Origin of the sequence: Desulfurococcus mucosus DSM 2162 (genome assembly GCF_000186365.1) — an archaeon.
Taxonomy (GTDB): domain Archaea; phylum Thermoproteota; class Thermoprotei_A; order Sulfolobales; family Desulfurococcaceae; genus Desulfurococcus; species Desulfurococcus mucosus.
Window position 1 is genome coordinate 161145 of the sequence record NC_014961.1, and the last position, 24565, is coordinate 185709.

The 24565-nt window shown below is 52.2% G+C and carries 27 protein-coding genes; 17 read left to right on the plus strand and 10 right to left on the minus strand.

Going from position 1 to position 24565, the window contains the following annotated elements:
• Window positions 1-846 (minus strand): sulfide/dihydroorotate dehydrogenase-like FAD/NAD-binding protein, encoded by an 846-nt coding sequence (locus DESMU_RS00890; protein ID WP_013561710.1) that lies wholly within the window; start codon window positions 844-846, stop codon window positions 1-3.
• A gap of 122 nt (window positions 847-968) precedes the next feature.
• On the opposite strand from DESMU_RS00890, the gene DESMU_RS00895 reads away from it, so the two are divergent.
• The 5 genes from DESMU_RS00895 (at window position 969) to DESMU_RS00915 (ending at window position 4851) form a co-directional block, all read left to right on the plus strand.
• Window positions 969-1931, plus strand: a complete 963-nt coding sequence (locus DESMU_RS00895) for a CBS domain-containing protein (protein WP_013561711.1) — start codon at window positions 969-971, stop codon at window positions 1929-1931.
• 1 nt (window position 1932) lies between these two features.
• Window positions 1933-2760, plus strand: coding sequence for a CBS domain-containing protein (locus tag DESMU_RS00900; RefSeq protein WP_013561712.1), 828 nt, complete (start codon window positions 1933-1935; stop codon window positions 2758-2760).
• Window positions 2760-3311 carry a Mut7-C RNAse domain-containing protein gene (locus DESMU_RS00905; RefSeq protein WP_013561713.1) on the plus strand — a complete coding sequence of 184 codons (552 nt, stop codon included), beginning with the start codon at window positions 2760-2762 and terminating at the stop codon, window positions 3309-3311. Before DESMU_RS00900 ends, DESMU_RS00905 begins: the two co-directional genes overlap by 1 nt.
• Window positions 3277-3948 (plus strand): TIGR00296 family protein, encoded by a 672-nt coding sequence (locus DESMU_RS00910; RefSeq protein ID WP_013561714.1) that lies wholly within the window; start codon window positions 3277-3279, stop codon window positions 3946-3948. The genes DESMU_RS00905 and DESMU_RS00910 overlap by 35 nt, the downstream gene beginning before the upstream one ends.
• A 72-nt stretch (window positions 3949-4020) precedes the next feature.
• Entirely contained in the window at window positions 4021-4851 is an 831-nt protein-coding gene (locus tag DESMU_RS00915; protein ID WP_013561715.1) for an NAD+ synthase, read from the plus strand.
• Here the strand turns inward: DESMU_RS00915 and DESMU_RS00920 are convergent.
• The gene (locus tag DESMU_RS00920) at window positions 4838-5266 is read right to left on the minus strand and encodes a hypothetical protein (RefSeq protein WP_013561716.1); all 429 of its coding nucleotides are present in this window, start codon (window positions 5264-5266) and stop codon (window positions 4838-4840) included. The genes DESMU_RS00915 and DESMU_RS00920 overlap by 14 nt on opposite strands.
• A gap of 113 nt (window positions 5267-5379) precedes the next feature.
• Entirely contained in the window at window positions 5380-5907 is a 528-nt protein-coding gene (locus tag DESMU_RS00925) for an ECF transporter S component (protein WP_013561717.1), read from the minus strand.
• 154 nt (window positions 5908-6061) lie between these two features.
• Here DESMU_RS00925 and DESMU_RS00930 point away from each other — a divergent pair, with 154 nt between their 5' ends.
• Genes DESMU_RS00930 through DESMU_RS00945 form a run of 4 tightly spaced genes read left to right on the plus strand, consistent with a single transcriptional unit; the run spans window position 6062 to window position 8797 of the window.
• Window positions 6062-6907 (plus strand): TatD family hydrolase, encoded by an 846-nt coding sequence (locus tag DESMU_RS00930; RefSeq protein WP_013561718.1) that lies wholly within the window; start codon window positions 6062-6064, stop codon window positions 6905-6907.
• 50 nt (window positions 6908-6957) lie between these two features.
• Window positions 6958-7227: a hypothetical protein gene (locus DESMU_RS00935; RefSeq protein ID WP_048813412.1), complete on the plus strand. Its 270-nt coding sequence runs from the start codon at window positions 6958-6960 to the stop codon at window positions 7225-7227.
• A 41-nt stretch (window positions 7228-7268) separates the two neighbouring features.
• Complete coding sequence (locus tag DESMU_RS00940) at window positions 7269-8264, plus strand: AIR synthase-related protein (protein ID WP_013561720.1); 996 nt, start codon at window positions 7269-7271, stop codon at window positions 8262-8264.
• 20 nt (window positions 8265-8284) lie between these two features.
• Window positions 8285-8797, plus strand: a complete 513-nt coding sequence (locus DESMU_RS00945) for a hypothetical protein (RefSeq protein ID WP_013561721.1) — start codon at window positions 8285-8287, stop codon at window positions 8795-8797.
• Window positions 8798-8950: 153 nt separating this feature from the next.
• On the opposite strand, the gene DESMU_RS00950 is transcribed toward DESMU_RS00945, so the two are convergent.
• Window positions 8951-9577 carry a Snf7 family protein gene (locus tag DESMU_RS00950; RefSeq protein ID WP_013561722.1) on the minus strand — a complete coding sequence of 209 codons (627 nt, stop codon included), beginning with the start codon at window positions 9575-9577 and terminating at the stop codon, window positions 8951-8953.
• Between the two features lie 165 nt (window positions 9578-9742).
• Here DESMU_RS00950 and DESMU_RS00955 point away from each other — a divergent pair, with 165 nt between their 5' ends.
• Window positions 9743-10045, plus strand: a complete 303-nt coding sequence (locus tag DESMU_RS00955; RefSeq protein WP_013561723.1) for a hypothetical protein — start codon at window positions 9743-9745, stop codon at window positions 10043-10045.
• Between the two features lie 410 nt (window positions 10046-10455).
• On the opposite strand, the gene DESMU_RS00960 is transcribed toward DESMU_RS00955, so the two are convergent.
• On the minus strand, window positions 10456-11142 hold the full coding sequence (locus tag DESMU_RS00960; protein ID WP_013561724.1) for a hypothetical protein: 687 nt from the start codon (window positions 11140-11142) through the stop codon (window positions 10456-10458).
• 60 nt (window positions 11143-11202) lie between these two features.
• Here DESMU_RS00960 and glmS point away from each other — a divergent pair, with 60 nt between their 5' ends.
• Together glmS and DESMU_RS00970 are read left to right on the plus strand one after the other, a co-directional pair.
• Window positions 11203-13023, plus strand: coding sequence for a glutamine--fructose-6-phosphate transaminase (isomerizing) (gene glmS, locus DESMU_RS00965; RefSeq protein ID WP_013561725.1), 1821 nt, complete (start codon window positions 11203-11205; stop codon window positions 13021-13023).
• Window positions 13024-13145: 122 nt separating this feature from the next.
• Window positions 13146-14252: a tryptophan--tRNA ligase gene (locus DESMU_RS00970; RefSeq protein ID WP_013561726.1), complete on the plus strand. Its 1107-nt coding sequence runs from the start codon at window positions 13146-13148 to the stop codon at window positions 14250-14252.
• Between the two features lie 26 nt (window positions 14253-14278).
• Here DESMU_RS00970 and DESMU_RS00975 read toward each other — a convergent pair whose 3' ends face one another.
• A complete protein-coding gene (locus tag DESMU_RS00975; protein WP_013561727.1) occupies window positions 14279-14692 on the minus strand; it encodes an Hsp20/alpha crystallin family protein in 414 nt (137 codons plus the stop codon).
• A gap of 14 nt (window positions 14693-14706) precedes the next feature.
• Complete coding sequence (locus DESMU_RS00980) at window positions 14707-15570, minus strand: proteasome assembly chaperone family protein (protein ID WP_245526458.1); 864 nt, start codon at window positions 15568-15570, stop codon at window positions 14707-14709.
• Window positions 15571-15705: 135 nt separating this feature from the next.
• Here DESMU_RS00980 and DESMU_RS00985 point away from each other — a divergent pair, with 135 nt between their 5' ends.
• Entirely contained in the window at window positions 15706-16104 is a 399-nt protein-coding gene (locus DESMU_RS00985; RefSeq protein WP_013561729.1) for a DUF2153 domain-containing protein, read from the plus strand.
• 8 nt (window positions 16105-16112) lie between these two features.
• Here DESMU_RS00985 and DESMU_RS00990 read toward each other — a convergent pair whose 3' ends face one another.
• Both DESMU_RS00990 and DESMU_RS00995 read right to left on the minus strand, forming a co-directional pair.
• Entirely contained in the window at window positions 16113-16589 is a 477-nt protein-coding gene (locus DESMU_RS00990; protein ID WP_013561730.1) for a hypothetical protein, read from the minus strand.
• Between the two features lie 113 nt (window positions 16590-16702).
• Window positions 16703-17524, minus strand: a complete 822-nt coding sequence (locus DESMU_RS00995; RefSeq protein WP_013561731.1) for a hypothetical protein — start codon at window positions 17522-17524, stop codon at window positions 16703-16705.
• A 232-nt stretch (window positions 17525-17756) separates the two neighbouring features.
• Here DESMU_RS00995 and DESMU_RS01000 point away from each other — a divergent pair, with 232 nt between their 5' ends.
• The 4 genes from DESMU_RS01000 (at window position 17757) to DESMU_RS01015 (ending at window position 23299) form a co-directional block, all read left to right on the plus strand.
• A complete protein-coding gene (locus tag DESMU_RS01000; RefSeq protein WP_013561732.1) occupies window positions 17757-19109 on the plus strand; it encodes a RuvB-like helicase in 1353 nt (450 codons plus the stop codon).
• A gap of 25 nt (window positions 19110-19134) precedes the next feature.
• Complete coding sequence (locus DESMU_RS01005) at window positions 19135-20280, plus strand: aminotransferase class I/II-fold pyridoxal phosphate-dependent enzyme (protein WP_013561733.1); 1146 nt, start codon at window positions 19135-19137, stop codon at window positions 20278-20280.
• 6 nt (window positions 20281-20286) lie between these two features.
• Complete coding sequence (locus DESMU_RS01010) at window positions 20287-21168, plus strand: RIO1 family regulatory kinase/ATPase domain-containing protein (RefSeq protein ID WP_048813481.1); 882 nt, start codon at window positions 20287-20289, stop codon at window positions 21166-21168.
• Between the two features lie 220 nt (window positions 21169-21388).
• Window positions 21389-23299, plus strand: a complete 1911-nt coding sequence (locus tag DESMU_RS01015; RefSeq protein ID WP_013561735.1) for a DUF460 domain-containing protein — start codon at window positions 21389-21391, stop codon at window positions 23297-23299.
• Here the strand turns inward: DESMU_RS01015 and DESMU_RS01020 are convergent.
• Window positions 23286-24530, minus strand: a complete 1245-nt coding sequence (locus DESMU_RS01020) for a methionine adenosyltransferase (protein WP_013561736.1) — start codon at window positions 24528-24530, stop codon at window positions 23286-23288. The two genes, DESMU_RS01015 and DESMU_RS01020, sit on opposite strands and share 14 nt — an antisense overlap.
• Window positions 24531-24565: the final 35 nt, after the last annotated feature.

Sequence of the window (24565 nt, forward strand, 5' to 3'; positions counted from 1 at the left end):
TCAGCCACCCCTGGAAACCGTGTTGAGGTATTTCTCGAGTGCGATTCTCTCCTCTTCAGTGTATTGGGCTAGACGCTTAGCCAGTTCGTCGAAGTCCACTTTATGCGCGTCGAAGTCGGGGCCGTCGACGCATGCGAAGACCGTCCTACCTTCCACTGTGACTCTGCATGCCCCACACATACCTGTGCCATCAACCATTATGGGGTTTAAGCTGGCGTATGTTAGTACGCCGTGTCTACGGGTTATCTCAGCAACCTTCTTCATCATTATTACTGGTCCAGCAGTGTAAACGAGGCCGGGCTTCACCCCGGATTCAAGGAGACTCCTTAAGGCGTCGGTTGTGAAACCCTTCACCCCGTAGCTTCCATCATCGGTTGTAACTATTACTTCATCACTGATCCTCCTGAACTCCTCTTCGAGTATTACAAGCTCCCTGGTTCTGAAGCCTATTATACTGATCACCTTGTTTCCGCGTTCCCTCAAAGCCTTGGCGACAGGATAGCAGACGGCTGAACCCACGCCGCCGCAGACTATGACTACGACACCATACATGTCTATGTGTGTCGGGTTGCCTAGGGGTCCCGTGATATTCAGTACATGGTCTCCTACATTGTACCTCCCCATCTCCATCGTGGTTTTCCCTACTTCTTGAACCACGAGCTCTATGAAGCCTTCGTTAGCATTCCAGTCGAAGAGCGTGAGAGGTATCCTCTCCCCTTTCTCATGTAGCCTCACTATGACGAATTGCCCGGGTTGTGCTCGACGGGCTATTAGCGGCGCCTGTATTCTAAACCAGTTGACGCGTGGGGCGAGCTTCCTCTTGGCTGTGATCACATACTTAGGCATACCTAACGCCCACTCTGTATTCACAGGGAGCATGGTTAATAAGCTGTTCACTCTCCATGATGAATGGATCATGGAGCGAAGCATTAATTAGTGTGCAACAGGAATAAAATATTGGTGTCGAAATGCATGTGCCAACACCGCGTAAACCCCGTCCTCACAGACGTGTCGACCCCTACAGGTGGCTCAGGAGCGATGGCACCCCTAATTTCAGCGACAGGGTCTTCAGGGCTGAGAAAGAACTACACTTAATAGCTAGGAGAAACCCCAGGGTTGTCTACCCGTCGACAACCCTGTTGAAGGCGCTGGAGGAGATGTCACTGTACGGGAGAAGCCTCATAGTCTCAGACAGCGGTAGGAGGCTGCGCGGCCTGCTCACCCTGGGGGACATCGTCAGCTACCTGGGGGGCGGGGAATACTATAGGATTGTCGCGGAGAGACACGCCTACAACATTTACTCGGCTCTCGAAAGGGAGACCGTGGATACGATAATGGTGAAGAACCCGATACACCTCTATGTTGATGACACGCTTACAAGAGTGCTTGAATCAATGATAATCCACGGAATAGGCGTAGTACCAGTTCTCGACAGGGATGGAGCAGTATACGGTATCATCACCGAGCATGATTTAGTCAGATACCTCTACGGTATTGCCACCACGGGTTTAAAGGTTGCTGAAGCAATGTCAAGGCCTGTTGTCACAATAGGCATTGATGCATCGCTGAAGAAAGCATTGGAGAAAATGACAACCTACGGGTTCAGGAGGCTACCGGTGACAAGCGGCGACAACGTTGCCGGCATGCTCACCGCCATGGATGTGGTTAAGTATTTCGGGGATCACCGGGCACTTAGAGATGCAGCCAGCGGGGACATAAGGGAGGTGCACTCCAAGCCTGTTGAAGAGTTGATGAGCAGGGAGCTCGTCACGGTGAAGCCGGGCGACGACCTTGCCACAGCGATACAGGAGATGATGGATAAGGATGTGAGCTCTGTTCTGGTGGTTGATGACGAAGGCGTACTCCAGGGAATACTCACAGAGAGAGATGTACTCTACGCATTGACGATAGCAGGCTACAGGTCGGTGTGAGATGAGCCTGGCCGAGTTCATTGACCCGGATCCATTGGTGGTCGATAAAAACGACTCTCTCTCAACGTACTTGAGGCTGCTTAGTAAGAGGGAGAATGATAAAGCAGTAGTGATGGAGAACCGGAGGATCAATGGGAGACAGGTTAAAACAGTAGCCGGGGTTGTCACAGGCCGGGACATACTCGGCAAGATAGTCAGCGAGAGGCTCAGGCTGTCATCACCTGGGAGGCTCAGGGTATCAGGCTTCATGAGCACCCAGCCCTTCACAATCAAGCCTGACGCCTCCATCAGGGATGCCTTAACGGCAATGGCGTCTAAATCCATAGGGATACTTCCAGTTGTAGATGGATTCAACTTCAAGGGAGCAGTCTACAGGCGGAGCCTCTTAAAACTCGCCTTCCACATAGGGGATCCAGCCTCAAAGGCTGCGAGCAGAGTATTCCTGAGGACGCGGCTCGGCGACAGCCTACTCATGCTAAGGCAGAGCATGCTTGAAAGCGGTGAGGGATTTGCAGTGGTCGTCGATGATGAGGGGAAGCCATGTGGATATATAACCGTTATGGATCTAGCCTACGCCTTCGCAACATTCCTTGAGAATGTACCGGAGAAGCATAGAAAGGAGAGGATAAGTGAACTAGTAGTACGCGACTACTATAGGCGGGATCTACCCGTGGTCAAGGAGGATGCAGAGCTCGGCAGGGTAGCTGAAACGCTGTACGAGAAGAGGAGTCGCGGCGTGCTTGTAACGGGGGAAAGGGGAGTTGTAGGCGTTGTAAGGGAGCATGATTTAATAAGCTACTTAGCCTTAACGAGTCTGGGTATAGGGTAATGACAACAGGGGAAGCAAAATTCATTGTTGACGCAATGCTGGGCTCGCTTGCGAGATGGCTCAGGATACTGGGCTACGACACTGTTTACGGTAGTAGAATGGAGGACTGGTTGATCCTCAGGAGAGCGGAGTTAGAGGGGAGAATCATACTGACCCGTGACAGAGGCCTCCATCACAAGGCTTTAAAGAGGGGGTTGAAGAGCATCCTGCTCCAGGACGATGACCTGGCATCGATGCTTGCAAAGGTGTCTGGTTTAACAGGTGTAAGACTCTACGTGGACTATGAGAGAACCCGGTGTCCTGAGGATAACACGCCGCTCAGGAAAGTAGACAAGGAGGAGGTCAAGGACAAGGTTCCTCCAAGAGTATACAGTATGCACGAGGATTTCTGGGTTTGCCCCCGTTGCGGCAAGGTATATTGGGTTGGAAACCACTGGAAGATGATAGAGTCCATACTAGGGGATGCGAGAGGGAAACTAGGCTTCTTCAAAGGGCAGTTGAAGAGGGGGATGGTCAATGAACCCGGTGCACCCTTCAGAGCTGACGCTTGAAGAAGGCTCCCTGCTCGTCAAGATAGCGAGGGATGCTATCGAGGCCTATGTCACGAGAGGGGAGCGTATCGATGTATCTATGTATAGGCTGGGCGAGAAGCTGTTGAGGCCCGGTATGACCTTTACAACGATAGAGAGGCTCGATGAATCTGGGAGGCCGCATCTACGTGGATGCATAGGGTTCCTTGCCCCGCTTCAAAGCCTAGTGGAGTCAACGGTGGAGTCAGCTATAGAGGCAGCGGTAAACGATCCACGCTTCAACCCGGTTGAGCCATGGGAGCTAGATAAGCTCATAATAGAGGTAACAGTGCTCTCTCAGCCATCAATAGTCGATGTAGGCGATAGATGGGTGTTGCCCTCGCTGATAATCATCGGGAGGCACGGCTTGGTTGCTGAGAAAGGATGGTTCAAGGGAACCCTTCTACCCGTAGTGCCCGTGGAGTACTGCTGGGATGAGGAGACATTCCTGGCTGAGACATGCGTCAAGGCTGGTCTGAGACCCGATTGCTGGCTAGACAAGTCGACCAAGATACACCTGTATGAGGGAAGGGTCTTCAGGGAAAGAGAACCCCGTGGCGAAGTATACGAGAGGGATATGAATAAGGAGTACAGGAGCCTTTGCTCGAGGAAAACGTAGCTTCCCGATATTCATGGAGCCAGCGTAGCATGTTTTTTATAGATGGCAACATAGTGTATCGTGGTGAACGCGTTGAAAAGAATCACCGTCGAGAGCCTACTCTCTATACCCCTGGAGGATGCTGCGGAAACCATAGTGGGCTTCCTCAAGAGCTACTTCGCGGGCGCCGGAGCCGAGAAAGCCGTCGTGGGCTTAAGCGGTGGGCTCGACTCCTCGGTAACCCTGAGGCTACTCGTGGACGCCCTCGGAGCCAACAAGGTTACAGCCGCCATAATGCCGGATACACGGGTCACACCTCCTGAGGATACCCGTGACGCGGCTGAGCTCGCAGGCAGCCTCGGCGTCGAATACTTCATTATACCTATAGACACAGTGGTCGACTCCTACAGCGTGATACCTGGGTTCGACGCAGGCAACAGGCTTGCCACGGGGAACCTCAGGGCAAGGATCAGAATGAACATACTGTACTACATTGCAAACAGGTTAAACGGGATTGTTGTCGGGACAGGGGATAGAAGCGAGTTACTTCTAGGATACTTCACCAAATACGGCGACGGAGGCGTCGACGTGCTGCCTTTGGCATGCCTCTACAAGACCCAGGTGAGGGAACTCGGAAGAAGGCTTGGACTCCCTGCAAGGATACTGGGGAAGCCGAGCTCTCCGAGGCTGTGGAAGGGCCACCTCGCCGAGGAAGAGATAGGATTAAGCTATGAGGCCGTCGACCTAGTGTTCTACTCGCTGATAGACCTAGGGTTGAGCATCAGTGAGGCCGTTGATGCAACCGGGCTACCGGTCGAGGTGTTCGAGAGAGTTCTATCACTGCATAGGAGGAGCCGGCATAAGAGGCGGCTCCCCCCGTTCCCCAGCCTTCCCTGGCTCCAGGAGCCGGTTAAAGAGATCTAGCTTTCACTGCAACGCCGAATAAGCGGTGCTCAACCTCTATATATGGGTTCTCAACCACCACCTTAATGTTCAACGGGTGGAAAACAAGGTTCACCACGGCTCTAGCCTTCTCAAGTATTAAAGTGGCTTCAGCCCCCTTGTATCTACCGTTATCAATGGATACGAGCACGCCGCGGGATGCTTCACGGATACCTATGGATGTAGTCGGCCCCTTGAGGTCGACTGCTTGAGTTATGAAGACAGCTTCATCTTCAACCGAGACGTCGACACCGTCCTCCACTGTGAGAGAGCCCTCAACCCGCTCCCTGGATAAAGCAAGCTCACCCGTGAAGACGCCTCTTAAAACCACTAGTGGGGCTGAGTAAGCCTTTCCGTCAACCTCTACGATACTATTCCTAAATGTAATGTAGGCCACTTGGATCCACCAGTGTACCCAGGAGACTACTTATACTGTAGCTGAGTTGAAAAATGTGAGCCGGCCTTCCCCTGCTCTAAAAAGACGGAGCCTTTAATCGTAGCCAGGTTCAGTTAGCTCCCTCTACCTGAGACAACCCTGGCTACTGAGTGGGCTATTGCACCGTATAGTGCACCACTTACCGCTATAGCGGATACCACTATTACGGCCTCGTTAACCGGGTATATGTCGCCGAATAGAGCGGCGTCTAATGCGAAGGCGGGTAGAGCCGGTAGTGCACCAGCTAGGATCGCCTGGAGTAACCCGTACTTCTTATACAGGAACCCAGCGTAGGATGCCTCGCTGAACACGCCCTGCGCAACTCCATAGATAAGGTTTGTCAAGCCTCCCGGGGTAGGTATTATTGACTCCAGGAGTGCTGGTAGCACTTCGCCCAGCACTGCACTACCGGGCTTCCGGATTAGTGAGGCAGCCAGTGGAGCCGGCATGAACCACAAGCCGTAGGTTACCAGCCTGGCGGCGACCGGCCCTCCAACAGCCTTTACAGCGTAGTAGACATCCCACCATATGTAGAAGAGAACCCCGTATATGGCTGCGATGACGCCTAACACCAGTATGTCGACCAACGTATACTTCTCCATGTGATCACCCCTGGTTTCGGCTTATATCATCAGGGGATTATTAATCTTTAAATCACCATGTTATCATAGAGTAGTACACCAAGACACCTATATATGCCGCCATCATCCATACAAGGGAGCTGGTCAACGAGCAGCCTCAACGGGGTTTAACACAATGTTGTTCAGTGATGCACACCTACATACAAACCCTGTGAAGGGCATGGGTGCCTCCAGAGTGTCCGAGAGGTTTAAGAGAGAGGGTGGGTGGTTCATGGCACTTGTCGCACTGCCGCCTTACCACTACGGAATAGAGGAGGTCGGTGTCGACTCGTATAGAAGGGTTCTCGAAATACTGAACAGGGAAGCACAGGTTGCGAGAAGCCATGGGCTGAGGGTTGCCCGCCTCATGGGTCTACACCCGGCTGAAATAGATGAGTACTATAGGCGTGGCGTGAAGGGGAGGAAGCTCTATGAACTAGCCAGCAGCGTCCTGGACTTGATAAGGAGCGCGCTCAAGGCAGGGCTTCTCGACGGCATAGGCGAGGTCGGTAGACAGCACTATGCCACCAGTGTTGAAAGAATAGTGTTATCCGAGATGGTGATGATGAATGCACTAGAGATCTCCAGGGAGTATGACGTAGTCATCCACCTTCACCTCGAGCAGGGCGGGTGGGTCACAGCCTTCTCCGTTGAGAGGCTGCGGAGGCTCCTAGTACCCGGCCACGGGAAGATAGTGTTGCATCACTCATCAAGCGAGACAGTGCTGGCAGCCGAGGAGCTCGGCCTAGCCTACACTATACCTGTTAAAGGCTTTGACGAGAAGCTGGCGTCCCGGAGACCAGTAAACGCGATGGTGGAGTCAGACTTCATAGACGACCCGGAGAGACCCGGGGCGGCGGCCTACCCATGGGAGATACCGAGGGTTCTCAAGGGGCAGCTCGAGAGAGGTGTGATCGATGAGGAATACGTTTACAGGATCATGGTTGAGAACATTACGAGATATTACGGTGTAGCACCATAGAATACGGTGCAACTAGGCAGCCTTGCCTAAGGGATCCCTGGGCGGTATGAATGGGTTTGAAGTGCGAGATATGCGGTGAGAGGGAAGCCGTCTACACCTGTAGGCTCTGCGGTAGGAGAGTATGTGGCGACGACTATGACTCAGTGAAGGGCGTGTGCAAGGTTTGCAGCGAGGCCATGTGCGAGATTTGCGGGAGGCAACTGGCCATAGGTTACTGCAAGTATTGCGGTAGGATAGGGTGTGAAGACTGCCTAATACAGGTCTCCACAGTTGAATACGTGTGCAAGGACTGTGCTTTCAAATACCGTTTAAAACATTGATAACCCATGTGTAGGCCGGGAACAAACGGGGTGCTTGGTGAATGGTCAAACACGGTAAGCCGTCGTGGAACACCATGAGCTTCCTCCTATCACTTCTACCAATTGAGGATCCAGACCTGGTAGTGGGGCCTCGGCAAGGCGAGGACGCAGCCGTTCTGAGACTCAGGGACGGATTCCTCGTGGCACACGTGGATCCAATAACCACTGGCGTCAGGAAAGCCGGATACCTGGCTGTGCACGTGGCTGGCAACGATATAGCTGTTAGAGGAGTGGCACCAAGGTGGTTTATGCCGGTTACACTTATACCAGCCCACTACAGTGAGGCCGATGTAGAGGAGCTTTTCAGGGATATGGGTGCAGCGCTCAGAGAGATCGGCGGGGTAGCCATAGGGGGGCACACAGAAGTTACGCCGGGGCTCGATAGACCGATAATAGCTATGACGGCCATCGGGTACACTAACGGCAGGGTTATCTCAACCAGGGATGCAAGGGAAGGCGACCACGTGGTGATCATAGGTAGAATCGGTGGTGAAGGCGCAGGCGTCATCGCATGGGACTTCGAAGACCTGCTCCTCGGGAAAGGTGTACCGGAGAACATTATCAAGCGGGCAAAGGGCTTCATATACGATGTAAGCATAGTTAAGACAGCTCTAGCTGTGAAGGACTACGTGAACACGATGCATGACGCCACTGAGGGAGGAGTAATCCAAGCATTGAGAGAAGTCGCCTCCGCGAGCGGGAAGGATATAATCGTGGATGCAGACGCCTTCCAGATAGAGAAGGAGGTCGAAGAGATCTCACAGAGGATCGGCGTCAACCCCCTTAGGCTTTTAAGCAGCGGGTGTATCGTGGCATCCGTGCCCCCCGGCAACCTAGACGCCTTGCTCAGCAGGCTGAGAGGGCTTGGAGTAGGCTTCAGCGTTGTGGGACACGTCGTTAAGGGTGGTGGAAGAGTAATCGTTGAGTCCAAGAGTGGTGGAAGAATAGTTGTAGACACGGATGTTGTTGATGAAATTTATAAGCTGTGGAATCAATGAGAGATGCCTGGTGAACCAGTGTGAGCGAGGCGCTTACGGGCATAGATAGAGCGGTGAAATCCCTTAACACGCTCTCCCGTAACATAAGGTCCAGGGTGCTTGGAAGCCAGGAACTGGACGCTAAAACTGCCAGCACAGCCTCGCATCTAGTAGAGATCATTGAGAGCATAGCGGTGAGCCTGCAGCGATTAGAGAACAAGTTGAAAACCGGGGAATCCGGGCAAGGAGTTGTCAGGCTGGCCCCCTACACGTATGTTATCACAGGTAGGGGCGGAGTAGTATTGATGAGAACCAGGCCTGAATACATTATTCTCTCGGTGGACTCCGAGCACGGCTCTGTCAGCGTTAAAGCCAGGAAAACCCTGTTGACAGCTGAACCAGGGAGGATACTGATGAAGACCAGGGGAGTCGGGGTCGAAGTAAACCCGCTCAACATCGATGACTACAAGGCTAAAAGAAACGAGTTGAAGAACGCGTTGAGAAGCCTTGAGAAAGTGGTTAACTTTAAACTAGCATCACTCCTAGAGCACTAGCCCTCTCTTATTCTTACTTCTTACCAGGACCCCTGTGCACGAGGAGCTGGTTCTCCGTAGAAAAAGAGCGAGCCTACAACTGTAAAAACACACTTGGTTTTGAGCCGGGTGTCAAGCAGGGTTTCCAAGGCTGTGAAGCCGTAAAAAGGAGGGCTAGGCGCTCTTTACTCCCTCTCCCTCTGGTACGATGGCCTTCGGCAGCTCCGCGAACTTCTCCTTCATCTTCTGCTCCGCTACGATCCTCGCTTCCTCCAACACCTTCTTTGCCTCGCTGTCCATGCCTACACCTATGTCTGTTGTCAGATCCACTACTCCAGCGCCCACAGCTGTCTCCAGCTCTCTCACAGCGTACTGTAGGTCGATCCATATGTCCGGGGCAACGCCCTTCAATATGTTCACGGCTTCCCTCATGACCCCGATGACCGGGGCAACCTCGTTGACTGCTCCACCATATATTATGAAGGTCTCCAGCTTCAGTGCAGCGTGCTCCAGAGCGTACTGCACTGTGAGTAGCTGCTTGCTCACCTTCCTTATCTCAGCAACCTCCTTAGCATACATCTTGGCTCTCAGCTCATCCTTCTTCGTCAGGGATTCAACTATCATCTCGAATAGCTCGCGATCCCTATCCGAGAGCTTCTCGAGGTAGTTGCTTATCCTGCCTATCGCGGTCTTTATCCTGTACTGGGCGATTATAGCCTTCTTCTCCATTGGATCCTTGTCATTCGTGAATAGCTTCCTCAGCTTCTCCCCAACTGTTTCCTCCCTCTTATAGTAGCTCATGGCAGTCCACCGCTTGCTTTATGGCTTGACGCTTTACTTTTAAACCCTTGGACTGGATCCGGTGCAAGGGAAACACTTATATTATCCCAGCTGGTTAATCTAGGAGTAGTGGGCAACCCTTTCAGGCCCCATTGATCCAGGGGTCGCCCAGGTCTGGTGGTGGCCGTGGACAGCGAGTTGAGGAAGTACATCACATGCTGGAACAACTGTAGCTTGAGGCATATAGAGGCGCTCGCTATGCTGGGACTAGTGGTGAAAGCGGAGGCAGTTGAATGCGGCGACAGGGGCTTCATGAAGATCAATGCAACCCTCTTCGATGGGGGGCACGTTGACTCAGCATGCTTCCATAGCGAGGAGGTTAAGCAGTCCCTCAGAATAATCAATATATACATAGGCTTCGCTAGATCCAAGGGCTCCCTAGGGAAACTCACAGTAGTTGATACTAAAGGCGCCTCACAGGAAGCTTAGTAGCCTAAAACCATGATTAAGCAAGCCTGCTTTCAGCCGAACCACCCTACCTTGGAAAGTAGTGCGAAGGCCTATAAGCTCTTCACGCATGTGCTCAACCGGTTCGAAGAACCCATCTGACCTCTTCCCCGCCCTAAAGAGCCGGGGGTTTCCTCGTTCAGGAGGTTTACGGGATATCCAGGGCTGTGACGGGCCGTATATGTGTCCTTGAGTATTGGTCAGTCATGGGGCCCGCTCATCGCTTGGGCTCGCCGGTAATACCATTCATCACTTGAACCAAACTATGTCTACTGCCCTAAAATATTCCATGTATATCCACTGTTTGCACGTCTAGATCCACATAGTATTTATCCACCCGTGTTCACGTGTACGGGCCTGTGCAGGATGCTCACTGTTTCCTCGGCTCATTGTTAATCACGGAGAACGCATACTCTCTCCTCGGCTACCCCGTCGAGAAGCCTCTGCAAAGCCTTCACTGCATTCCTGTACGCGTTGAGTCCACGCTGTGAGACACCGATGCCGACGGGGCCGATCTCACGTAGCTCCCCTGCAAGGGCTTCAAGCCCCCCGCCCCCTATGATGGTTACTGCTCCACTAGTCTTCTCAACCACTAAGCCCCCGTATCTCTCCATAGCCCTGGAAATAGAGTATCCCAGCGTGTTTGCAGCAACATGTGCTTCATATCCTCTCAGCCTGGGTAGTGCTATCATTGCAACCCAGTATTCTTCTCCAACGCCCCCGTCATCCTCCTCGAATAAGAACCTTTCACCCCTCCTAAAGTACGATGAGGAACTCAGGAGGGCCACAACAGGGTTCGACGCTTTCAGTGATGCAACTCTTACACCATGAGGGGTTTCCCAGTCTAGCTTGAATAATAAGTCTAGGTGTTGCTCCCTGTCAACGCCGTTCGTGAGCGCTATGTACTCGCCTTCTACTCCGGTATTGAACGCTATCCCCCCGTAGGGTTCCAGAGTATTGTTCAGGAGCTCTTCAACCCTGGAGAAAAGCTCGTTGAGGCGTCGCCTCCTAGCCCCGTAGCCCACGCGCATAGCATACCTCTCTACTTCTTCAACCCTCACCACTGTGTAGCGGGGCATACGTGTCCACCGCCTCTACTTAAATAGTGTCTTCCAGTATTATTTAAGACGGTGCACTACATGGGCGGCATCTTCGGCGTCGTATGCAGCACCAATGTACCCAGGGGGCTCGTTGTCACAGTGCTTCGCAGGCTCATATACAGAGGGTATGATGGGGCTGGTGCTGTATTCCCGGTCAACGGGGTTCTCGAGGTGAGGAAGGCGCCGGGACACCTTGACAGCGTTGTTAAACAAGTGGATCTCGAGGACATTCCATCCAACATGGTTTTAGCGCATACAAGGTACGCTAGCCGTGGATGGCCCGTGTACGAGAACACCCACCCGTTGCTTGACTGCACCGGTAGGATAGCTGTTGTAGGGGACGGCATAATAGACAATTACGAGGACTACAGGGCTAGGCTTGAGAAGGAGGGACACGTGCTGAGGTCGAGGACCGATACAGAGGTTGCAGCCCACCTCCTTGAGAAATACTACAGGATTGAGGGCGACTGGCTTAAAGCGGTTCTCAGGGTTGGAGCCGAGTTAAAGGGCCTCTACTCCCTTGCATTCATGGTTCTCGGTGTGGATGGCATACTATTCGTGCAGAACGGTCAACCCCTCGTCATAGGCATGGGTTCACACTGCGTCTTCCTCTCGAGCGATATCCCATCGCTCTACGGGCTTGCTGACACGGCATACATAGTTGATGACGGGGTCGCCGGGCTCATAGGGCTGGATAGGCAGGTGCTCTACAGGATTTCAACCGGGGAGCAACTAGGGCTCCAAGCCCTCCAGAGTAAGCGTGTCAAATACGGCGTTGAACACGTGGATAAAGCCGGGTTCCCGCACTACATGCTGAAGGAGATATATGAGATCCCTGAAGCAGTTTACAGGGTTACACTCTCTATCATGGATAAGTACCTGCGGCTGGCATCCATGATAATTCATGGTGCAAGAGACATATACATAGTTGCGAATGGTTCAAGCCTGCATGCGGGGATGGTTGCAACATACTACTTCAATGAGCTGGCGGGAATATCCGTGACACCCGTCTCAGCCGCTGAGTTCCCCTACTCGGTTCTAGAAACCGTTTCCACGGGCTCGGTGATTATAGCGGTGAGCCAGAGCGGTGAAACAAGCGATGTGATAAACAGTGTAAAGCAGGCTAAGCAGAGAGGAGCAGTGATAGTCGGTGTAACCAACAATGTGGGCTCAAGGCTCGCATTAGAGTCAAACGTGTATCTCCCCATAGGGGCGGGCCCAGAGATCGCTGTACCAGCAACAAAATCCTTCTCCGCCACAGTAGTCGCGATGCTACTGCTCGCAATGTACAGCGGGATCTACACGGGGAGGCAGAGCTTCAACGAGTATAACTCACTGGTCGGCGAAGTAAGGGAGTCCAGTAAAGAGTTGAAAACAATACTCACCAGGCTGGACACCGAGATAGCAACAATATTGGACTCCATGCCATTATTCAACAACACCTATGTCGCTGGAAGCGGCATCACATACCCGATAGCCCTAGAGGGGGCGTTGAAGCTGAAGGAAGCAGCATTGATACACGCGGAGGGCATGCAGCTCGGTGAACTCAGACACGGCCCCCTCACACTGGTTGGAAGAGGTTTCCCAGTCATATTAATCGAGCCCTTCGAGGATTCAGCTAAATCATTATACCTTAAGGTAGCCAGGGAGATAGCGAACAGGGATGCCGTACTACTCGCGATCTCAACTGAAAGTGGACCCCGTGAGGGCAGGGGAATATACATAGAGGTGCCGGCTAGGAGACACCTCTACCCAGTCATAGTTGCACTACCCCTCCAGTTGCTCGCATACAGGATCGGGGTGAGGCTGAATAGACCCATTGACCGCCCACCCGGGCTAGCTAAGGCTATAACAACATAGCTTTAATACTCCAACCACATGGATACCTTTTAAGCGATGAAGGCGATGATGTATCCTAGTCCAGGTTGACTAGTGATGAGGAATCTCCGGGACCGAGCCGGAGCACAGCCGAGGTGTATCACATGGGTGTCAAACTCGATCCATGGGGTCACTACGCTATAGAGGACTACGTTAAGCTCCTCGCGGAATTCGGGATCCACCCTATAGACGAGGTGCTGGGATCCCTACCCAGGAAGCACATGTACTTCGAGAGACGGGTTATCTTCGGGCACCGCGACTTCAACCTATGGCTCGACGCGCTTAAACATGGTGAAAAAGTCGCAGTGCTCACGGGCTTCATGCCGAGCGGTAGACCGCACCTTGGTACAGCCATGGTGTACGAGGAGCTGAGGTTCCTTCAATCCCTCGGAGCCCATGTGAAGATAGTTATAGCTGATGCAGAAGCATACATAGTTAGACGTGAGGAGAGAAGCGACGTGGTGAAGAGAGGCGTAGACTTCATTGCACACGCAATAGCATGGGGGATAGACCCCGAGAAGGCTGAGTTCTACTATCAGACAGCCATGGATAACGAGTACTATAGGCTCATACAAATGTTCTCCCGTAAGATATCTATGGCGGAGATGGAGGCCATTTACGGGGAGCTGACCCCAGGCAAGATAGTTGCATCACTAACCCAGGCAGCCGACATACTGCACCTCCAGCTCGACAAGTACGGCGGCTACAGGCATGTTGTAGTCCCAGTGGGAGCGGACCAAGACCCCCATCTAAGGCTTACCAGGGATCTAGCAGACAGGTTCGAACAGGAGTTGGGGTTGAAGAGGCCGAGTTCCATATACCATAAACTCCTGAGAGGGCTCGACGGTAATAAGATGAGTAAGAGCCGCCCCGAGTTCGCAATACACCTCGACGACGACCCGGATCTAGCGGAGAAAAAACTGTTGAACGCGCTGACCGGTGGGAGGGCCACGGCCGATGAGCAAAGGAGGCTTGGAGGAGAGCCTTGGAAATGCAGCATATACGAGCTCTACGTGTACCACCTTGTAGGCGACGACAGCGAGCTCCGCGAGGTCTACGATGAGTGTGTAACAGGCAGGGTGCTATGCGGGCAGTGCAAGCGTAGAGCGGTTGAGAGGCTTAAGAGGAGGCTCATCGAGCACCAGGAGAGATACAGGGAGGTGTTGTCAAGCGGTATAGTGGATAAAGTGTTGAGGAAGCCCTCGTTCTAAACCATCCCATACCAAGCTGGAGTGAATCAGGCGTTGAGGCCTCTGAGAGGCCTCCTAGGTATCCTAACCCTGATCATGGATTTAGCCTCAGACTTCTCGACCACTGCTTCCTCAGGTATCACATCGGGGGGTAGACGTAGTTCGAGGCGATACGCCCTATGCTCCACGCTCCTATGCACACTCCATCTTTCAAAACGGATCTTCTCTCTCAGGGCGCACTCAACGGTGAGTCTTTGATCCCTGATGCTCACGGATAGCACGCTGAGATCGGCTAGAGGCATGTCTATTATCACCTCATATCTGTCGGGATACTGGTTAACCGTGTAGAGGGGTTCTATGGCCTCAGCCTCCATCGCGAGTTGTCTACGCATAGTGTTCTCGAGATCCCTGACGAGCTCCCTCATCTTCTTCACGAACTCGTCAAGCGGGTCGAACCCCATGCTTCACCACCGTTTTAAGTATACATCAAGGGCATTTTCTTCTCCAGATCCTTCTCTAAGCTACTCATAGCCTCCCTCGTCTGCCTCATTAAGTCACGCATCTTCAGCTTCAGAAGCTCTGCCTCACTAATCAACCTGCTCACATCCACCTCGAGGCCTGTGACCTTTGAAAGAGCCTGTAAACCTACAGCAGCGGACTCTGGATCCGGGATGTCGTAGAAGGATTCAACGAAGATTACTAAAGCGTTGACCCCCCTCCTCCTAGCCTCCTTCATGAGTGCAGCATAGGGACCCGTGATGAAGCCCTCCTTCAACTCTTCAAAGCCTAGTTCCTTCAACCCCCTCCACTCCCCTGTCGACAACAGGAATACATTAGGCTTCTCGAGCTCGAACCTATTTGGCACCGCTAGGCCTGACACGGTCACAACATTCTCCATCCCTAAACCATGGAGGTATGTGAGAATGGAGTCGATTAACGGGTGCATTATACCCAAGGGGAGAGGCACTTCCGAAAGCACCATGAGTATCCTGCTTGCCTCAGAATAATATATCTGTATAGGGCTCACGGCACGCCCATTATGGACAACGGAGATATGTGAGAGGCTGGGAGCATCTATTTCTCCCACAATACTGAAGCCCTCGCTCACGACGAGGTGGCGTCCGGCAATCGATGAGACGAGACCTGTGTCAGGGAAGCTCAGTATGAGGAAGCGTGGAGGGCCATCCTGCCTCAAGGCCTCGGAGTACTCGTATATGGATATGGTGTCGAACCGCAGGGTCCTCACAGGCTTATCCATGGGGGAACACCTCGCATGCTTCGAGACGGGCGCCCGCCCCGGGTGCAGGAACACGGTGTTCCAGACGCGTTTCAAGCTCACCGATATTCATGTATTCTACGGAGAGATAAAAGCTTTCCCATGTATCCGGCCTCCAGTAATCCATCCCGAGGCCGGGTGAGATGCCAATCCGTAAATATAAGGATGTTATAGCATCAAAGCACATGGGTGGTGTACATGGATGGATTTTTCGATAATCTGGATTCATGGGTGAAGCGGCAGAATACTGTGAGAGAGATGTTTAAGAGGGCTGAACAGAACTACGAGGAGCTGGATCGGTTAGCGTTGATAACTCTCTCAAGGCTTGCGTTCCAGCACATGGAGAAAACAATCGAGGCATTCGACCAATGGTTGAAGGATCCCATGATAACCAGTCATATGCCCAGGGAAATGCTGGTGGAGTTATGGTCTAGGCTCAGGGTCATCCTCTACGAGCTGATAGAGCTCGACATAGATCATACAAGTAAGTTCAGTGAGCACTTGAAGAAACTCGCAGCGGAGAACGCGATAAACCCGTTGTTCGCCTTTGAAAAAGAGGAGAAGGAAGGCAGACGCGGTGTATCGCCAACGATATGAGTATGTGGCTATGCTTTTTTCCTAGACTTAACGTCGACTTCAACATCTAGGGGAGCTATCTTAGGTTTCAAGTCATTGAACAGCTTCCTAATGTTTTCAGCATCGCCACCGATAATACCCATGTGGGAGTCAAGGAACTCCTTCCCGCTCCCGGTGGCAACCAGCTTCTTATGTGCATTCACCTCCACGAAGCCAAGGTACTTTAGCATCGTGAGCTCGTTGAGCACATCTCTACTGGTTGGGTTCTGCGTGAGCAGTGTGAACGAGTAGCCTAGGTCGTATCCGCTCTGCTTCATCAGGTAGAGGAGGCTCATCAACGCTTTCTCACTTATCCCGTTGCTAAGGGATATTATGTAGAGTAGTTTAATGGCTCTTGGATTCTTCTCGAGGTCGCCTGGAGTGACCACGGGTCTGGTCACAATTCTGATTTCCTTCCCTTTCTCTACACCACCGGTCTGAGCCTGCTCCTTCTTCTCCTTTGGCATTGTAAATCACCTAAAGCAATTACGTTATGTATGGTATAGTATCGCTGTCAAGGTATATAAAAATGGTTCCCGGTGCCGGCACTGGGAGTTCACTGGGGGATCCAGAGGCTTCCTCAACCCTCCAGCAGTCTTTTCTCAACCTCCTCAACACTGTAGCCGTTCATCAGCATTACGGCTGCCTTGTAGCGGAGTAGCTCGGGTATTCCACCGGTGCGACGGCTTATCACGGTGTTCAATAGGCTTGCCACGCTGCCAGCGTCAGCGGGCTTAAGGTACGAGGCTACGAGCGAGTCAACTGATTGAAGAGACCTTGTGACGCGGTCGACGTAGCGTGTACTCCTGGACTCCCTGACTATGTATATGTGTAGCAGGGCTGAGACAGCTATCATGGCCTCCAGCATTAACACATCGATCCTCAGCTCGTTCATCAATGCGGAGAGCAGGGCACTGGAAAATGCAACTGCTACCACGCTGAGCAACCCGGCGAAAGTATTAATGTAGAAGAGGAGAACCCCTGCGAGCGAGGCTAGGAGTGATGCAGTGTTCAACGGGGTGGGCTCAGCCATCGTGAAGAGGGCGTAGGAGGCTAGAGACATTAACACCGGTATAGATAACTGCAGTTTCTCCTTAATGTACGAGCGTCTAGCCGCCTCCCCAAGCCCCATCAGCTTCTCCTCTATCCTGTCAAGAAGCATGTAGACCTCTAGCTCTCCACTTCCCGCTTGCAACCCTGCTTCAAGCTCCTTGATGAGGGGGACAGTGTACATGTAGGCCCTGAATAGCTCGGCTGTAACTACCTGAGGCATCCTCACGGCGTTCAATGCGTTAAGCAGGTTTTCAACCCTCTGTACACGGTGCTCCGGGACCCCGGTCTCCCTCACCTTCCCTAAGACGGCTCTGAGATCCCTTGAGACAGCCTCTATAACAGGGTTCAAGGCAACTCACTTAGAGTATTTATCCCCTTAAACCCGTTAAACAGGTTTAAGGGATTAAATAGCTTGGCGAGCACATGTGCCGCGATGATGACCACGTATAGATGAGGCCTTAGGGGCTGGGGTCTATGAAGAATTCAGCGGCGCTGAGCTTACTGGTTAAAAATCCTGCTAACACTATTGTTAAATTCATGATATAATTGACACCGGTGACACAGGGAACCCGGTGTTCAACATGAGTGAGATACGTGTGGAACCGGTTTCACGTAGAAGGATAAGCGCGCACAGCCACATCATGGGGCTCGGGCTAGATGAGAAAGGCAAGGCTAAAATGGTTGGAGACGGGCTCGTGGGGCAAACAGAGGCAAGGGAAGCCGCTGGAATAGTCGTCAAGATGATTAGAGAGGGCCGGATAGCTGGAAGAGGCATCCTGCTCGTCGGGCCCCCGGGCACCGGGAAAACAGCCCTAGCAGTAGCCATAGCCAGGGAGCTCGGCGAGGAGACACCCTTCGTCATAATGAGTGGTAGCGAGGTATACAGCACGGAGAAAAAGAAAACCGAGATACTCATGGAGGCCCTGAGAAAAGCCCTTGGCGTGAAGCTCAGGGAGGTTAGAAAGGTCTATGAAGGCGTCGTCAAAGAAGTGAAGATCCGAAGAGCCAGGCACCCGATGGTTCCCTATTTAACAGTGCCTGTAGAGGCCCGTATAGTTTTGGCGACAAGGGATGAGGAGCTTGCGTTAACAGTCCCGGAGGAAGTGACACAGCAGATCCTCGAGATAGGTGTGCGTAAAGGCGACGTCATATGGATTGACGCGGAGACAGGTAGGGTTCACAGGGTTGGACGCTCAAGGGAAGTAGAGGGTGCTAGAACATATGATGTAGAGACGAAGAGAATAGTTGAAGTACCTAAGGGTCCCGTTAAAAAGGAGAAGGAGATAGTGAACGTGCTAACCCTCCACGACCTGGATGCAATATACGCTGCTCAGAGAAGCATGATCAGCTTCTTCGGGCTCACCTTTGAAAGAGAAATACCCTCAGAGGTGAGACGCCAAGTAGACGAGACGGTTAAGAAGTGGATCGATGAGAAGAAAGCCGAGATAATACCCGGCGTACTCTTCATAGATGACGCACACATGCTCGACATAGAGGCCTTCAGCTTCCTTACAAGAGCTATGGAGAGCGAGTTCGCGCCAATACTGATCCTGGCAACTAATAGAGGCATAGCCAGGATAAGGGGTACAGACATAGAGTCCCCTCACGGTATGCCACTGGACTTGCTCGACAGGCTCCTGATAATACCTACACGCCCCTACACTCCGGAGGAGATAAGGGAGATAATAAAGATACGTGCCAGTGAAGAAGAGGTAAACATATCTAGCGAGGCCCTTGAGAAACTGGTTGAGATAGGGAGCAAGACAAGCCTACGCTACGCGGTCCAACTCCTTGAGCCGGCCAGGATAATAGCTGAGGAAAGAGGCTCGGACAGAATAGATGTGGAGGACGTTGAGAAAGCCAGGAAGCTCTTCATAGACGTGTCAGTGAGCACAGAGTACTTGAAGCAGTATGAGAAGCTCTTCATGAAGTAGCATATGCCTGGAAGATGATTAAGCAATGAATACGGCTGGAAACCCTGAGAAAGCCAGGAGGTGGCTTGAGGAAGCCCGCTCCAGGACACCGCACCACTCCGATGGATCGATACTTGGCTCCATGACCACGGCACCACACCCCATTGGAGTCGAGGCCTTCAAGGAATTCATACATGTGAACGGCAACGACCCAGTCATATACCCGGTGGTTGAGGAGGCATCGAGGATACTTATAGAGGGAGTAGGGGCGTTACTCGGCGCTGAACACGGCATCCACACCTCAGGGGGCACCGAGTCAAACATACTGGCCCTCTACATAGGTAGAAGGATCAGTAGGGGCAGAGAGAACACCGTGGTAGCCCCTTCATCAGTCCATAGATCAATTGACAAGGCATGTCTTCTCATGGGGTGCCGCCTTGTAAAGATACCTGTAGACCCACTTAAACCAGTGGATCCAGGGGTGCTCGAGGAATATGTGAGGAAGCATAAGCCCTTCGCGGTAGTAGTAACGGCTGGAACGACTGAGGCAGGGGTAGTCGACCCGGTTAAAGAGGCTGGTGAGATAGCGGAGGAACACGGGGTCTTCCTCCATGTTGACGCAGCATACGGAGGCCTCCTCATACCGTTCCTACATAGAAGAGGCTACCTCGCAGAGGATTTGAGAATGTACCCCGGGGTCTCAAGCATCAGTGTCGACATGCATAAGAACGGCTGTGCCCCGATACCTTCAAGCATACTCTTCCTTTCACGGAGAGACTACATTGAGGAGGCATGCTTCGAGATGGAGTATATGCCGCGAGGGAGGTCCTGCGGCCTCCTCGGCACCAGGCCCGGGGGAGCGGTGATCGCGGCTGCAGCAGTCTTCATGACTATTGGTGCTAAGGGATACGAGGAGAACGCTGTGAGGATGATGGAGAATGCACTTTACCTACATGAAAACCTCTCGCATCTCCCCATGATTACCTCCTACAAGCCGATTCTACCGCTCAACGTCTTCAAGTCAACGATATACACGTATGAGGAGCTCTTCAAGGCACTGCTTGACAGGAAGCTATATGTCTACAAGTCGCCGTCGCTGCAGGCATTACGCGTCGTTGTAATGCCCCACGTGGAGAAGGCGCATTTAGATAGGCTTATCAACGCACTTAAATCAATACACGGGGTGCAATGATTCTTGGTGAACCCTGGCGAGATATATAGGTCTCTAACAAGCGACGACTTCAAGGTGCTGGCTGCCGTAGAGAAGGGTGTTTCAAGAGGAAGAGAATATGTTCCATTAGAGATGCTTGAGAAGATAAGCGGGCTCCACGAGGAGAAACTAGTCCTAATACTTGGTAAGCTCCACGAGTTGAAGCTCGTGAAGAGGAAGACTATATCCGGCTACAAGGCTTACAGGCTCACATACATGGGTTACGACATGCTTGCATTCAGGGCGTTGGTTGCTGGGAACATACTCGAGGCGATAGGCGACAGGATAGGCGTCGGTAAGGAGAGCGAGATATACCTGGGGCTTGCACCAGGCGGCTTAAAGGTGGCTGTAAAAGTTCTCAGGATAGGTAGAACCAGCTTCCGTAGAACCAAGCTCCTTAGGTCCTGGAGTAGTAGGCCGCATATGTCGTGGTATGATGAGTCGAAGCTTGCAGCTGAAAGAGAGTTCAAGGCCTTGAAAGCTCTTTCATCGGTTAATGCACTTGTACCAGTCCCAATCGGGTACAACAGGCATGTCGTTGTAGTAGAGTACGTGGAGGGAGTGGAGCTCTACACGCGCCCGGATCTCAGTAGGCCCGGCGAAGTATTAGATCTCATCGTGGAGACCATTGGTAAAGCATACAGGGATGTCGGTATAGTCCACGGAGACCTAAGCGAATACAACATCATAGTGACGGCTGATGAGAAACCCTACATAATAGATTGGCCGCAATACGTGTACCGCGATGAACCAAACGCTGTAACCCTGCTGAGAAGGGATCTTTCATATATCGCAAGGTTCTTCAGCAAGGTCTACGGACTACACGTAGATGTAGAGGCACTCTTCAACAGGGTGGTTAACCCCGGCTGACCTCCTCCCGCCCTAAATGGCGAGGCTTTCAGTTGTAAGAGCGTGAAAGCAGTTGGAAACCTTAAGTGAATGGGTGAAGCAGGTGGGCCCGTGCCAGGGTCCATCTAATGGTGTTAGGAGGCATCTGAAACCAGCCGGAAGCTCCGTGAAAGAGGGAGCGCTTAAATAAGGGTGTTTAATGATATCAGGTTGATCAGGTGATACCATACTGTCAACGGTAATGGGTGTAGACATACAGCCTGGTTCATCGCCTAACAGTAGGAGGCAGCCGCTCTACTCAGTGGTGATACTCAGGGGAGGAGAGCTTGTAGCATCATTTGAGGACATCGAGTTACACCGGTTACTGAGGCTCGTCCTAGAGTATCATGTAGACACCATAGCGGTTGACAACATATATGAGCTAGCCCCATCAGAGAACGCGCTGAGGAAGATACTTGAGTTGCTCCCAAGCGGGGTCAGAGTAGTCCAAACCACAGGGTTACCCGGGGGCTCCAGGAGCATAGGTGACATCGCGAGAGAGCTCGGGATGGATCCACGTGTTCAGACACCTCTTAAAACCGCCTACATCAATGCCTTGGCCGCCTACAAGGGCATTGGTCAAGAAGTCAAGGTCTTCGCGGAGAAAACCAGGATAGTTATCACGAAGGGGAGAAGCGTATCACAGGGAGGCATGAGCAGGGATAGGTTCCTGAGGGGCATCAGGGCTAGCATAGTGCAGGCAACTAAGGAGGTTAAACGCGTCCTGGATGAAAACGGGTTCGACTACGACATGGTGATTAAGAGGAGTAAAGGCGGCCTCGAGAAAAGCGTCTTCATAGTCTACGCCCCCAGGGACAGTCTACATGGCTTGGTGAAGCAGTTCAGATACAAGAATGTAAGGATCATGATCAAGCCTTATAGGAGCAGGAGGCTGCTTGAAGTAGGCGAGGAGAAGACACGGATACCAGTAATAGTTGGCGTGGATCCAGGCATGGGGATAGGTGTAGCCGTCCTCACATTGGATGGTGTACCCCTGCTCGTTACCAGCATGAAGAGCCCGGACAGGGATGACGTGGTCGCCGCGGTAAGCGAGCTCGGCAGACCCATAATAGTGGCCACCGATGTCTCAAGGCCCCCTGAAACAGTCGTAAAGCTTGCAGCAATGCTTAATGCAGTACTCTATGCACCAGACCAGGACATGAGTGTCGACGACAAGAATAGGATTGCAAGGGAGTACATGGATAGATACTCGGTCGACATACCTGATGCACATGCCAGGGATGCCCTCGCTGCAGCTGTGAAGGCTTACAACAAGTATAGGAACACTATTGAGGAAGCTAAATCCAAGCTCGCCGGGATAAGGGATGTGGATAGATACCAATTGATAGCTGAGGTGCTCAGAGGCCGCCCGCTTTCAGAGGTGCTCGAAGAATACTTCAAGAGGAATATACCTCGCCGTCAACCAATAGTGGAGGAGAAGCCTACAACTCAGCAGGGATGCGGGAAGCTACGTGAGAAAGTAAGTGCACTGGAGGCGCTTGTCAGGAGGCTCATTGAGGATGTTGAGAAGAGGGACTCCTACATACGGGATCTAGAGCTAGAGCTCAGGTTAATGCGCTCCAGGAAACCAGGTGTAGAAGAATACGAGAGGAAGATAAGCAGCCTCATCGAGGAGATAGAGGCGTTAAGAAGGAGGATCGACGATAAGGATGCCGTTATAAGGGAGCTCTACGGGAAGCTGCTCACGCTCGAGGGGAACATTGTCAAGCTTGGACGCGGGGAGCTAATAATGCTACCTAGGGCCGGGAGTCAAGCAGTGAGGCAGGGGAGTATTAGCAGGGGTGTTTACATGGATAAAGTACTGGAGATACCTGCTGAACTAAGGGAAGCCTTAACCAACGTAAGGGGCTTCATAGCGTCACCTATAGTAGAGGTGGACCCCCTAAAGGAAAGAATACCGGTTGTGAAGCCTGAAACCGTGGTCGAGATAGGAGACTACGTCCTCGTTGATAAAGGGGTTGTGGAGAAGGCTGAGGAGCTCTGGCGTAGAATAAATGAACTAGTGGAGCTCGAGAAGCATGAGAGGATCCTGAGGATGATAGAGGATTACCAGAGATCCAGGCTTAAAAAGCAGACGCCTAATACAGGGTAACCTGGTCGTTCAACACCATCTCAGTGACTCTCTTTATGTTCGCCAACTCTTCATCCGCTATCCCATTGATCTCGCTCTTAATATGCCCGGGGATCTCGGTCATCGATGAATCACTCGGGATCAGTTTAATGCTTGCTACAAGGGGTTGATCAATCGGCTTCCCTATCTGGCTCAACAGCTCCACATAGATGTCTGAGAACACGCCATTGTAGATCTCGTATACTCTTTCAGCTATCCTCCTGGCCACCACATTATATATCTTGCCCACGTGGTTCACAGGGTTCTTCCCTGCGGTTGCCTCTAGGCTTATAGGCCTCATGGGCGGGATCAAGCCATTGGCACGGTTACCCCTACCAGTGGCACCATCGTCGCCGTGCTCAGCGGAGGTGCCTGTAACGGTTAGGTAGAAGCTGTCTCTCTCAGGTATGTCAGCGGTGTTCACATGTATTCTAACATTGTAGTCGGGCACTATCTTGCTGGATAGATCTGACACCGCCTCCACTATGTCTTCTTTGACCTTGAGGTACTCATATTTGTCTCTAACCTCGCGGTCGATTATCGCTGCAGCTATTGTGAGCACTATCTCCTTCCCCCTTCTAAGACCCATGACCTTTACATCCTCGCCTACAGCGGGCACTTTCGACTTGAACTCCGGGCTGTTGAGAAGCCGCTCGCTTTGAAGCACTAGTTTCTCCAGGCTGGAGAGCGGGGCGTATCCCACGCCTATACTCGTGTCATTCGCCAAGGGCACAGAGGATTTCCCTGCCTCGAACACCGTCACCAGGTCTGCACTACCCTTTCTCACCATGTAGTCGACTATTACATGTTTCTCGGGATCAAGGTATCTCATATTCTTCTTAATCCACTCCTTCACAGCCTCAACTATTATCCTGCCGAAGGGGATCTTCACTAAGCCGTCTTCGGTTCGCACCTCTGTAGTAGCCCTGCCAGCCACCACTATGTATATTGGCTCCAGGAGGATGCCGCCGCCGAACCTAGGGTTGGATTGCCCGCCTACCAGCAGGGTTTTATCCAGGTTGTGGTGCAGTATCGTCCCAAACTCCTTTAAATAGTATTTTGAAAGAGCCCTGGATGCCGCCTCACTGGCTGAGTCAGCTATGTAATCAGGGTGTCCCACCCCTTTTCTCTCAACTAGTTCAACCTTCATGCTGCTAACACTAGCCATCCTTAGGAGCTCTATTTCAATATTTCTCCGTGCACCCACATTCATCCCTCCATTTAACCACTTTTACTAGGGTATTACTG

What these genes read in the sequence shown, in the direction of transcription:
- DESMU_RS00990 (WP_013561730.1), bottom strand. Translation starts at nt 16,589, where the DNA reads ATGCCAAAGGAGAAGAAGGAGCAGGCTCAGACCGGTGGTGTAGAGAAA.
- DESMU_RS00985 (WP_013561729.1), top strand. Translation starts at nt 15,706, where the DNA reads ATGGATGGATTTTTCGATAATCTGGATTCATGGGTGAAGCGGCAGAAT.
- DESMU_RS00905 (WP_013561713.1), top strand. Translation starts at nt 2,760, where the DNA reads ATGACAACAGGGGAAGCAAAATTCATTGTTGACGCAATGCTGGGCTCG.
- DESMU_RS00960 (WP_013561724.1), bottom strand. Translation starts at nt 11,142, where the DNA reads ATGCCCCGCTACACAGTGGTGAGGGTTGAAGAAGTAGAGAGGTATGCT.
- DESMU_RS01000 (WP_013561732.1), top strand. Translation starts at nt 17,757, where the DNA reads ATGAGTGAGATACGTGTGGAACCGGTTTCACGTAGAAGGATAAGCGCG.
- DESMU_RS00930 (WP_013561718.1), top strand. Translation starts at nt 6,062, where the DNA reads ATGTTGTTCAGTGATGCACACCTACATACAAACCCTGTGAAGGGCATG.
- DESMU_RS00940 (WP_013561720.1), top strand. Translation starts at nt 7,269, where the DNA reads ATGGTCAAACACGGTAAGCCGTCGTGGAACACCATGAGCTTCCTCCTA.
- DESMU_RS00890 (WP_013561710.1), bottom strand. Translation starts at nt 846, where the DNA reads ATGCCTAAGTATGTGATCACAGCCAAGAGGAAGCTCGCCCCACGCGTC.
- DESMU_RS00935 (WP_048813412.1), top strand. Translation starts at nt 6,958, where the DNA reads ATGGGTTTGAAGTGCGAGATATGCGGTGAGAGGGAAGCCGTCTACACC.
- DESMU_RS01005 (WP_013561733.1), top strand. Translation starts at nt 19,135, where the DNA reads ATGAATACGGCTGGAAACCCTGAGAAAGCCAGGAGGTGGCTTGAGGAA.
- DESMU_RS00975 (WP_013561727.1), bottom strand. Translation starts at nt 14,692, where the DNA reads ATGGGGTTCGACCCGCTTGACGAGTTCGTGAAGAAGATGAGGGAGCTC.
- DESMU_RS00910 (WP_013561714.1), top strand. Translation starts at nt 3,277, where the DNA reads ATGAACCCGGTGCACCCTTCAGAGCTGACGCTTGAAGAAGGCTCCCTG.
- DESMU_RS00900 (WP_013561712.1), top strand. Translation starts at nt 1,933, where the DNA reads ATGAGCCTGGCCGAGTTCATTGACCCGGATCCATTGGTGGTCGATAAA.
- DESMU_RS00895 (WP_013561711.1), top strand. Translation starts at nt 969, where the DNA reads ATGCATGTGCCAACACCGCGTAAACCCCGTCCTCACAGACGTGTCGAC.
- glmS (WP_013561725.1), top strand. Translation starts at nt 11,203, where the DNA reads ATGGGCGGCATCTTCGGCGTCGTATGCAGCACCAATGTACCCAGGGGG.
- DESMU_RS01015 (WP_013561735.1), top strand. Translation starts at nt 21,389, where the DNA reads ATGGGTGTAGACATACAGCCTGGTTCATCGCCTAACAGTAGGAGGCAG.
- DESMU_RS00950 (WP_013561722.1), bottom strand. Translation starts at nt 9,577, where the DNA reads ATGAGCTACTATAAGAGGGAGGAAACAGTTGGGGAGAAGCTGAGGAAG.
- DESMU_RS01020 (WP_013561736.1), bottom strand. Translation starts at nt 24,530, where the DNA reads ATGAATGTGGGTGCACGGAGAAATATTGAAATAGAGCTCCTAAGGATG.
- DESMU_RS00925 (WP_013561717.1), bottom strand. Translation starts at nt 5,907, where the DNA reads ATGGAGAAGTATACGTTGGTCGACATACTGGTGTTAGGCGTCATCGCA.
- DESMU_RS00970 (WP_013561726.1), top strand. Translation starts at nt 13,146, where the DNA reads ATGGGTGTCAAACTCGATCCATGGGGTCACTACGCTATAGAGGACTAC.